This window comes from uncultured Thermanaerothrix sp. (genome assembly GCF_938028735.1).
Taxonomy (GTDB): domain Bacteria; phylum Chloroflexota; class Anaerolineae; order Anaerolineales; family Anaerolineaceae; genus Thermanaerothrix.
Map to the genome: position 1 here is coordinate 1 of NZ_CALIMF010000010.1, position 9,546 is coordinate 9,546.

A 9,546-nucleotide genomic window follows, 5' to 3' on the forward strand; every position below is an offset into this window, starting at 1 on the left:
CTAATACGCCCCCCTCCCCCGCAACACCACCCATATCGTCTTCCAGAGGATCACCAGGTCCAGCCACAACGAGTAGTTCTGGATATAAAACAGGTCATCTTCGGTGTGCAGGTGCATCGGCTTATCGGAGCGGCCGTTCACCTGCCACCAGCCGGTGATGCCCTGGGGGACGGCAAAGCGTTTGCGCTGCCAGGGCTGGTACCGCTCCACCAGCCAGGGCAACTCCGGCCGGGGGCCCACCAGGCTCATCTCCCCCTTCAGGACGTTGAACAATTGGGGGAGTTCGTCCAGGCTGTACCGACGGATGAACCGCCCGACCCGCGTCACCCGGGGGTCATCCGGTTTCTTGTGGATGATGCAGCCGTCCTCCCGCACCTCGCTCACCTGCTCCTGCAAGGTCTCGGCGTTGGCGACCATAGAGCGGAACTTGTACATCGTGAACAGACGCCCGTTCTCCCCCACTCGCTGCTGGCGGAAGAGGACGGGGCCGGGCGAATCCAGTTTGACCGCCAGCGCCACAATGCCCATCACCGGAAGCGCCAGAAGGGTCAATATACCCCCGACGACCAGGTCAAAGGCCCGCTTGACCAGCCGCTGGAAGCCGTTCAGCGCCGGCGCCCGCAGGTTGATCATCGGGATGCCGGCAAAGTCCTCCACAGAGGCCCGATAAAGCGCCAGGGCGAAATAGTCCGGGATGACCAGCACGCGGACCGGAAGTTCGTGGAGGGCCTGCACCAGTTGGTCCAGGCGGGCATGGGCCCGGCGGGGAAGGGCGATGATCACGTCCTCCACTCCGTACTCCCGCACTACCCGGGCCGCGTCGTCCAGCGTCCCCAGCACCGGCAGGCCGCACTTCCGCTTTGCCGGGTCGTCGTCCAGAAACCCCACCAGTTCCAGGCTGGCCCAGGTATACTGCCGGATCTCCTGAGCCACCCGCCGCCCCACTTCTCCGGCGCCGACGACCAGGACCCGATGCCGGGCCGGGGGAGTCTTGACCGCCTTCCAGGCCAGCCGGGCCGCCGCGCGCCAGAACAGGAGCAGGAAGGAATTCAAGGCGATGAAGGTCAGGAAGAGCCAGCGGGAGACCCCCCGCTCGGTGAGGTAGAGCAGGCCGGCGAAGCAGAGGGAGGCCAGGAGGGAGCCGAAGGCGACCCGCCCGAACTCGTCCGCCGCCCGGTAGGTCCGGCGGGGGTCGTAAGCGGAGGCCACCAGCAGGACCAGCACCCACAGGAGCGGCGCGATGAGGTAGAGGTGGGGCGGCAGACGGATCATATTCAGAGGTTGGAGGCCGGGTAGGGAGGCAGGGAGTCCGGGGCGCAGGAGGACGGCTCCGTGCAGAGCGGCCGCCGTCAGTAGGGCATCCAGAAACATGGAGAAGATGATGAAATCCACGCTGAACCGCCGGAGCATAGAACCCTCCTTTGCAGGTCGCAGGTCGCAAGGCACAGGGAGCAGGGCGCAAGACGCAGGGAGCAGGACCGCTTTTCACCCACGAATTTCACGAATTGGCACGAAGTACGTCATAGCAAGCAGAATGAAGCCAACCGCAAACCTCGTGCTATTCGTGGCGAAAAAATCCTTGCTTGTCCTCATCCTGTTTTTGTCTCCGCATCCCCATCGCTTCCAGCACCACCAGCGCCACGAAGCGAGGGTTGTTGATCAGATACCGCCGCCAGAGGCGGCGGGGCTCGGTGAGGAGACGGAAGAGCCGTTCCTGAGGAATAAAAGGCCTGGCGCCATTCAACGAATTAGAGTGAATTTATTCTGAACAACGATGCATAAGCGCTGAGAAGGAACGGCACGCTGTGTTCCCAAGATAGAAACTCTTCAACACGGCGACGTCCGGCCTCCCCCATTCTAATTCTTCGCGGCTCGTCACATAAAAGCTCATTGATTAGATTCGCGAACTCCTCCACATCATTGGGATGAGCGTAAACTGCTGCTTCTTGAGCCGAGAAGCGAGTTTCTTTAAGATCAAAGGCCACGATCGGTTTACCAAATGCCATGTATTCCATAATCTTGTTCATCGTAGATTGATCGGCCCATTCCGTGTAAGGATCGGGATCTAGACAGACATCAGCCGTTGAGAGATAGCGGCAAAGGTCCAGATCTGAAACGCGCCCCGTCATAATCACCCATTCTCTCAACCCTAAACGATCCCTGAGACGCTTCAAATCCTCCAGCGCTGGACCTCCTCCCATTAGCACAAATGTCGTGTCCTGGCGCCCGATATGTTCAACCAAGTATTTGATGGCTCGCAAAAGAAGATCCACACCATCTTGAGGGCACATTTCTCCTAGGTAACACGCCAGGTAGCGGCGACCGTGTTTCAGTTGTGGCTCAGGGGGCAATCGCTGCAAGCGTTTCAAATCCGGCCCACTACGTACGACAAATATGCGATTGGGCAAAACACCCCCTCTATTTATAGCAATGCGTTTGTGCGATTCATTCGTAGCCAACACCACATCTGCGGTTTGAAATGTCAGACGCTCCAATAACAACAGGAGCCGGTAAAGAATCCCTCCTTTCCTCCCCCCTTTAGCAACATACATCTCTGGTGACAAATCATGATGATCGAAAACGAATTTTTTCCCGAATATCTTGTACAACAACCCCAACAGAAAGTAAGTTTCTGGAGGGTTACAGGCATGGATTACGTCAAAACCGCGCGTCCTCCATACGTGGAGAGAAAGAAAGGCTGTCATAAGCCAACAGTAAATGAACTCAATAAAGTACCCCCACACGCTTTTTGCTTCTGGAGGAGCCGGATATCTAAAAATATGCACTCCCTCCAAAACCTGGTGGCTCTCTTGAAAATCCCCATGCTTACCCTTAGGACAAATTACTGATACCTCGTAGCCAGCAGCAATCAGTGCAGTTGCTTCTAACCAGACCCTTCGGTCAAAGGGGACCGGTAAATTTTGGACAATGATCAGGACCTTACCATGCGATGCCATAATACGTGCCCCGGAAAGCCTTTAGGTGTGAAAGGTCAAGCCGTACCAAGTCAACAAGTACATGATCTGCTTTCAATAGTTCAAACAGATATTCTTCTTCTCTACCGTCCAAACGCTTGGTTACCACGACAACCTCGGAGTTCAAGACCGTTTCCTCCAAAGAATAGAGCAGCGAATTGAGATGAGGTATAACTCGCTCAATATACTCCCGATTACTCCCTATCAGACGACTAAGAGCAACCTCTCTATCGTAAATGAAGAGACTGAATCCTTTGCCAATCAGGCGCTCTGCGAGCTCAACAGATGGGCTTTCTCTCAGGTCATCGGTTCCTGGTTTGAAACTCAGACCGATTAACCCTATGCGACGTTTGTTTAAACGCAATAACATGTCAACAGCTTTCTGAACCTGCAGTTGATTACTGGCCAAGATTGACTCCAGAAGTGGAAGGTGAACATCACGCACACGCGCGGCGTAAAGAAGAGAGCGCAGATCTTTGCCCAGGCAAGAGCCTCCAAAGGCAAAGCCTGGTTTGAGATAGAGGGGAGAAATGTTCAGTTTTGTATCTTGCACAAAGATGCGCATAACTTCATGGCTGTCAATTCCATAGGCCTGACATACATTCCCAATCTCGTTGGCAAAGACAATTTTGAGCGCGTGAAAAGCATTGCTTGCGTATTTGACCATCTCAGCAATTCCCAGGGGCACCCGATAAAGCGGTGCTGGAATATGAGCATAGAGCGATGCCAAAGATTCCCCGCTACGGTTATCTATCTCCCCGATCAGAGTATAGGGCGGATGATCAAAATCCCAGATCGCGCTCCCCTCTCGCAAGAACTCAGGATTTATACAGAAACCAAAATCTATACCAGCACGCTTGCCGGATGCTGATTCTAGTATAGGTATCAAATGCTCCTGCGCATAACCCGGCAAGATCGTACTCCTAACCGCGACCACTATGTACTTGTCCATCGCTCTCATGGCCTGTCCAATATCACGGCAAACTCGTTCTACATAGGTCAAGTCCAGGCTTCCATTGTCCCTGGTCGGGGTGCCAACACATATCATAACTACGTCAGCGTGATGAACAGCATAGGTTACATCTTCCGTTGCTTGAATGAGACCAGCATTCACCCCTTGAGAGAGCAGTTCCTCCAGCCCAGGCTCAGTAAGAGGAGACTTACCCGCGCAAATGCTCTGGACTTTTGCGGGATTGATATCCACCCCAATAACATGATGCCCATCCCTTGCAAAACAGGCGAGAGAAACACAACCTACATAGCCCAACCCCAAAATGGCAATGTGCATCATAGCCCTCCTGCCAAAAATCTCAGCAACTCTGTGGCTCGTGCCCTGAGGTTATCGAGGGAGGATTCGTCAATTGCGGATATGTTCCTCAAGCACAGTGCTATAGATAATCGCACCGGCAGCGTTGAACATGCTGAAATGCTGAGCACAGGTGCTGGCTCTATCTGGCCATACCAACGCGAAAACCATCCTTGCATTGGGTTTTTTACTCCTAAGTAGACTTTGGTACGAAAGCCCGCGGGAAGTTCTATGATAAAGAGTGGAAAAAGGCCATCATCGGCCTCAATAAAAGCGACACACCGTTCGGGACGCGAGTCAAAACGGTACGCTGGGGATAAGTGCCAGAGTTGCTCAAGGATGTGTTCTCCCTTACCTAATAAATCATCTATTACAATCAGCCAATCAGGCTTATAATAGAAAACGGTCCGGCGATGAATAACTCCTTGCCTTTTGTATCCATTGTGCTCAGCAACGGCCAGGTCATATTCTGTTCCGGGTTCCCATCGTAGCAAGCGCGCCTCGGCCTTCCGACCCCACAGGAACGTGCCCAGCATCTCGCTCTGGTTTCGCCCATCCACAACCACTGTGTTATGAGCGGCCGTGCTTCTAAAGTAATCGCGCTGTTGCCCCCCCTCGTGGTAGGCATAGGTTCCTGGGTCAACCAAAAGAGGCTTCCCTCTTACACTTACAATTATGCTTAAGGCATCTGCATGACCGTGAGCAGCCGTTGATAGGTACCCCAACGGTCCACAATCAAAGACGATTACCCGGTCAGAATTCCGCATCACACAATAGCCCCCCACTCTAAAAGCACGTGAACGAATTTTCTCATTTACATTTATCCGCGGTAATGTCTCAAAGATTCCTCGTCCCTCCTCCCCAAGTAACCAGTAGCTTTTCTCATCCCATTGTCCTGCGCCGATTTTGAGGTCCGGGCGACGAAGCAATACGGACGCCGTTGCGAGAATGGACTGATAATTGTTCGCCTCTGCCCGATCATCCAGTCGGACAACCCAACTATCATCGCCATCACCGATAGCCGGCATATTCCCTTGCTCATCCATAAGGTGTTGAATAAAGTCGCAGGCGGCGCTCAATCTCTCATACCATACTGCCGGGACGGAAAAGCCGTTGAGTTCAGCCAGGCGCCATGCCAGGAGGTTGAAATCCAACACAAATGCCAGATAATGCGTAGATTGCTCACAGGGCACACCGTCCGGAAAGAGCTGCTTTTCTATCTCTTGGGTCAAGATGGACAACCCTTTATCACGCCAGAACCGGGCTCTGGGCAACCACGGAAACGTTAAGCCAATGACTGCCAGCCCCGCGGCTTCACCGATCAAATGGTTATTGGCCGAACTATAAGCGGAAAGGTGACGGGATATATAGTCGGCCTGGGTTATAATAGACTGCATCACCAAAGCGAACAGATCCTCCCTCAATGCAGAGGCCTGCCTGATAAACGCCAGGGTGAAAGCCCAATTGATCAGACGAAGGGCCAGTTCCAGAGAACTGGTCCAATTCACGCCTATATAAGGAGGATTCGTTACGATCCAGTCCTCCAGTTGAGAACACACTTCTTCGGCAAATCTTTCCTCTCCTGAAAGAAAATACGCCTTTCCTAAAGTTACAAGGTGATGATGGCGATTGAGTTCCCACACCCACTTGATGCCACCCACAGCGTCAGCCAAGCGTATATCAATATCAATCCAATGAGAAATAGGCCATTGAAGCCCGGTTAAGGGGTCAGCATGCCAGGGGATCGGCGAGCCTAAAACGAATTTGCGCCCGAAAATCTGGAACTTATGTTCCAGCAATTCGGACGCCGTTTGGAGCGTAGCCGACCCATTGGAGGGAAACCATTTATTGTATTGCTGGACTATCTCGCCTTTCCGATCCCACTGAAAGAAAAAGCGAACTCCCCTCTCGGTTCGGAATTCCGTCCACGCTCTTGATAAGGTTTCAGAACTCGGCATCTGCCGCGCAGTTCTTCTGAATCTTTCCCACTCCGCTATTGTTCGCTGTTGGAACCGATACCCGATTTCCCGAATAGACATCGCCCGCAGGCGGCGAATGTACCACAACATCCTTGAGGACATCATTTTCGGCATAAAGCATATAAAGCAGGCGCAAGGAAATCCAACACCGGATCTAACAAGAAGGCCCTCAGAATGAAGCCTGGTATCTTTGCAGAGTATTTGAACCACAAATAATCCTTTGTTAGCCATTGAACGTCAGAAAAGTGCGCTGCCAACAATTCCTGTAATTCCCGCCGACTGAAGCCAGCATGTGCTCCTAACTCATTTCTGAATTTGCCGCGCAGCCGATCAACATAATCTTTCAAGTTCCAGGCAATTTTTTGTTGAAGCGAAGCGCCATACGAGCCAACATACCCGATAATACGATGCCTGTTGGGAGTGCCAATATACAACAAGCCGCCCGGACGGAGCACCCTGTGCATCTCAGAAAGACCTGCCTCAGGGTCCGATAAATGCTCAAGGGTATGATAGGAAAAAACAAAGTCAAAGGATCCAGACGGAAAAGGAATATGCAGGGCGTCAGCCAAAATTGGCCGGAAATGCTTTCCATAAGCATCTGCCGGTGGGCGCAAATCAACCCCCACGACAGCAACCCCCAGTTGCTGGCTCAGAAACGATGCCTCATGACCCTCTCCGTACCCAACAACCAGCCCTCGCCCTAACTCCCAGGAGGCATAACGATTTGGCGCTTTTAAGATTGAGACAAAATTATAAACACCGCTATGGGTGAACCCACTCATTGATAGATTATTCCTCGTACAAGCCGTCATAAACCTCAAATATCTTATGTATCACAGAACGCACATCAAAATGAGTCAATGCCCTCTGACGCGCGTTTGCTCCCATTTGCTTACGCAATCCATCATCCTTGAGCAGAAGAACAGTCTTTTCCGCTATAGCCTGAACATCCCCAGGTTGAACCAGGAAACCTGTCTCACCATCTGCCACGGCTTCTGGAATACCACCTACAGGTGTACTTACCACAGGAAGTCCGTATGCCATTGCTTCCAGAATGGCCAAAGGTAAACCTTCATTGTAAGAAGGCAGGATAAACACACTGGCTCGCGAGAGAACTTCCGCTTTCTGTTCCCCTGTAACCCATCCCAGCAGTCTGACGCGATCTCCCCACGATTCTTTGCTCACGAGTTCCCTTACTCGCTCTACTTCTCCATCTCCGCCGAGCCAGAATTCCGCTTGAGGTTGATACTTCAATATTAACGGGACGGCTTGCAACAAGTCATAAGTGCCCTTCCGTTGCCCTAATCTTCCCAGAGTCAGCACAACAGGGAGGCGTTTGTCTTGGTCGGGACATTGATCTGGACAGCCGACCGGATTATAGACTACAATGGGCTGAGATCGTTTATAGATACGGCGGTAAAATTCCTGCCATTGCCGGGATACAACAATGAGACGGTCTGCCCTATTAAGCACATACTGGATATACCGTTTTTGCAACGGTCCGCTCTCCCTATTGTAGAACAAGTGAAATTCAGCCCCATTGGCATGCATGATCACCTTTTTCTTGAGGGCACGAGCAATCAGAACAAAAAAAGATTTGCGGAAGAAACTGGCCCGGGAGGCAAAGTGAATGTGAATAATGTCCGGACGATATATCACCATAGCAGATAAGAATCTGATCAAGGCCGCGATAGCCACCAGTAGCTTGGACCATTTGGTACCGTCAACCAATGTGGCGATATGATACACCTTATATTTGCCCTGTGAGAGCCAATGGCTGAGTAAAAACTGCTCAATGGTTGAGATGCCCCCGCGTACGTCTAACGAGGGTCCCAGCATGAGAACCCGCTTTTCACTTCTCATACGTCCTCCTCTATGCGCCGACTTCAATCACTGCGCCACCGTAATGCTGGATGTCAAGCCTCTGCTCAATGAAACTACGTTTCCCTCTCGGGTTCATCGGGAGTGCCTCCACCAATTCCAACCGCAACACCAAACCCCTACCAACTTTCTCCTGAATCTCTTTTAAAAATGGTTGAATGTCTTCGTAACGGTACCCTGGCATTGGCACGACTCTAACCACAGCAAGCCCAGGGGTATCTTGGTAAAACTGGAACTCTTTTATGCAAGCATAAACCGGGGAATGGATGTTGATAGCCGCTATGGATATTAACGCGCCCTTGTTACTTACCAGAAACTCCTGATTCCATCGGGAATGAATGTTCCTAACTCGCAGACGGAAGCAGTTCTCAGACGAGGGCGCTTGCACGAGGGTACCCATATCACCAGTATCATACCGAATCAAAGGCATGGCTCTACTCAGCAGCCCAGTACTTATAATCCGGCCACGGATTCCCGCTGTCTTGATCGGCTGCCCCAAGTCGTTCACGAGTTCGGTAATACCATAAAGAGGCTCAAATTCATAAAGGTCGGGGGCTCCTGGCACCTCCCCGGCAATAGCCACTTTCTCGCTTAATCCGTAGAACGGCATAATGGCAACCTGACCGAACGCCTGCTGCATTAAGGCACGTTGGTAAGGGAAGAGAGATTCCGAAATGGGCAAGATTCCAAGAAGGTGTTCGGGAGGACGCCAGCCAGTCCTCAGCGCATGGGAAGCCAGTATTGTAATAGCCGATGGATAACCATGAATAAAGTGAATCCGATACTTCTGTATTAATTGCAGATACTTATCCATTATCTCCGGCGTAAGATGAAAAGGGGAAAGCCGTAATTCACGCAAAGCGGCGTCATACTCCCAGGGCCTGGAATCCACGTTCGGAATGAAAACTCCTCGCAGCACAGCCCGGCGGTGATACGGATGGTAGCCAATTCTCCCCCAAATGTGTGTGATGAAGGCCCACTCCTTTACGCTTCTATCTTTATCCAGATAGAAGCGCAGCGGTGTTCCCGAACTACCACTGGTGGAAACAACGTCCGCTTGGGAAGGATGTACTACCAGAAGGCGCTCCACTTCATAACGGACCTCGTCCCTAGTCAGAACGGGCAGGCGCTCCAGATCCGCCAATGAAAAATCTTCCACATCTGGAAGCCCCCCAAAAGTTTCCCTGAACCGCTCTCTATAGAACTCGCTCTTCTCAATGCAATCTCGGATGATTTGTCTCAAAGAACAAAGTTGGAAATCCCTCACGAATTCCGGCTCAGACTCGCTCCTGGCAATTGCAGAACGGTATTGCCTGTACGTTGCTCCATATACAAATTCTATCGGTAGCAGCGACAAAGGACCGGAAAGGCTTTTTCGCATCCAAGCAGGGCTTTTGACATATAG

7 protein-coding genes are annotated in these 9,546 nt (G+C 52.0%); all 7 read right to left on the reverse strand.

Features of this window, described 5'->3' with window-relative positions; all coding sequences use genetic code 11:
* Complete coding sequence (locus tag Q0721_RS05780; RefSeq protein WP_299026741.1) at positions 1-1,410, reverse strand: sugar transferase; 1,410 nt, start codon at positions 1,408-1,410, stop codon at positions 1-3.
* Positions 1,411-1,748: 338 nt separating this feature from the next.
* On the reverse strand, positions 1,749-2,957 hold the full coding sequence (locus Q0721_RS05785; protein WP_299026744.1) for a glycosyltransferase family 4 protein: 1,209 nt from the start codon (positions 2,955-2,957) through the stop codon (positions 1,749-1,751).
* Positions 2,941-4,263 (reverse strand): nucleotide sugar dehydrogenase, encoded by a 1,323-nt coding sequence (locus tag Q0721_RS05790; RefSeq protein ID WP_299026747.1) that lies wholly within the window; start codon positions 4,261-4,263, stop codon positions 2,941-2,943. The genes Q0721_RS05785 and Q0721_RS05790 overlap by 17 nt, the downstream gene beginning before the upstream one ends.
* Positions 4,263-6,374 carry an alginate lyase family protein gene (locus tag Q0721_RS05795; protein WP_366519190.1) on the reverse strand — a complete coding sequence of 704 codons (2,112 nt, stop codon included), beginning with the start codon at positions 6,372-6,374 and terminating at the stop codon, positions 4,263-4,265. Before Q0721_RS05795 ends, Q0721_RS05790 begins: the two co-directional genes overlap by 1 nt.
* Positions 6,362-7,072 (reverse strand): methyltransferase domain-containing protein, encoded by a 711-nt coding sequence (locus tag Q0721_RS05800; RefSeq protein ID WP_366519189.1) that lies wholly within the window; start codon positions 7,070-7,072, stop codon positions 6,362-6,364. The genes Q0721_RS05795 and Q0721_RS05800 overlap by 13 nt, the downstream gene beginning before the upstream one ends.
* Positions 7,050-8,123, reverse strand: a complete 1,074-nt coding sequence (locus tag Q0721_RS05805; RefSeq protein ID WP_299026753.1) for a glycosyltransferase family 4 protein — start codon at positions 8,121-8,123, stop codon at positions 7,050-7,052. Before Q0721_RS05805 ends, Q0721_RS05800 begins: the two co-directional genes overlap by 23 nt.
* Positions 8,124-8,133: 10 nt before the next feature.
* Positions 8,134-9,546, reverse strand: a 1,413-nt coding sequence (locus Q0721_RS05810; RefSeq protein WP_299026756.1) for a hypothetical protein, incomplete at its 5' end; no start/stop codon positions are given.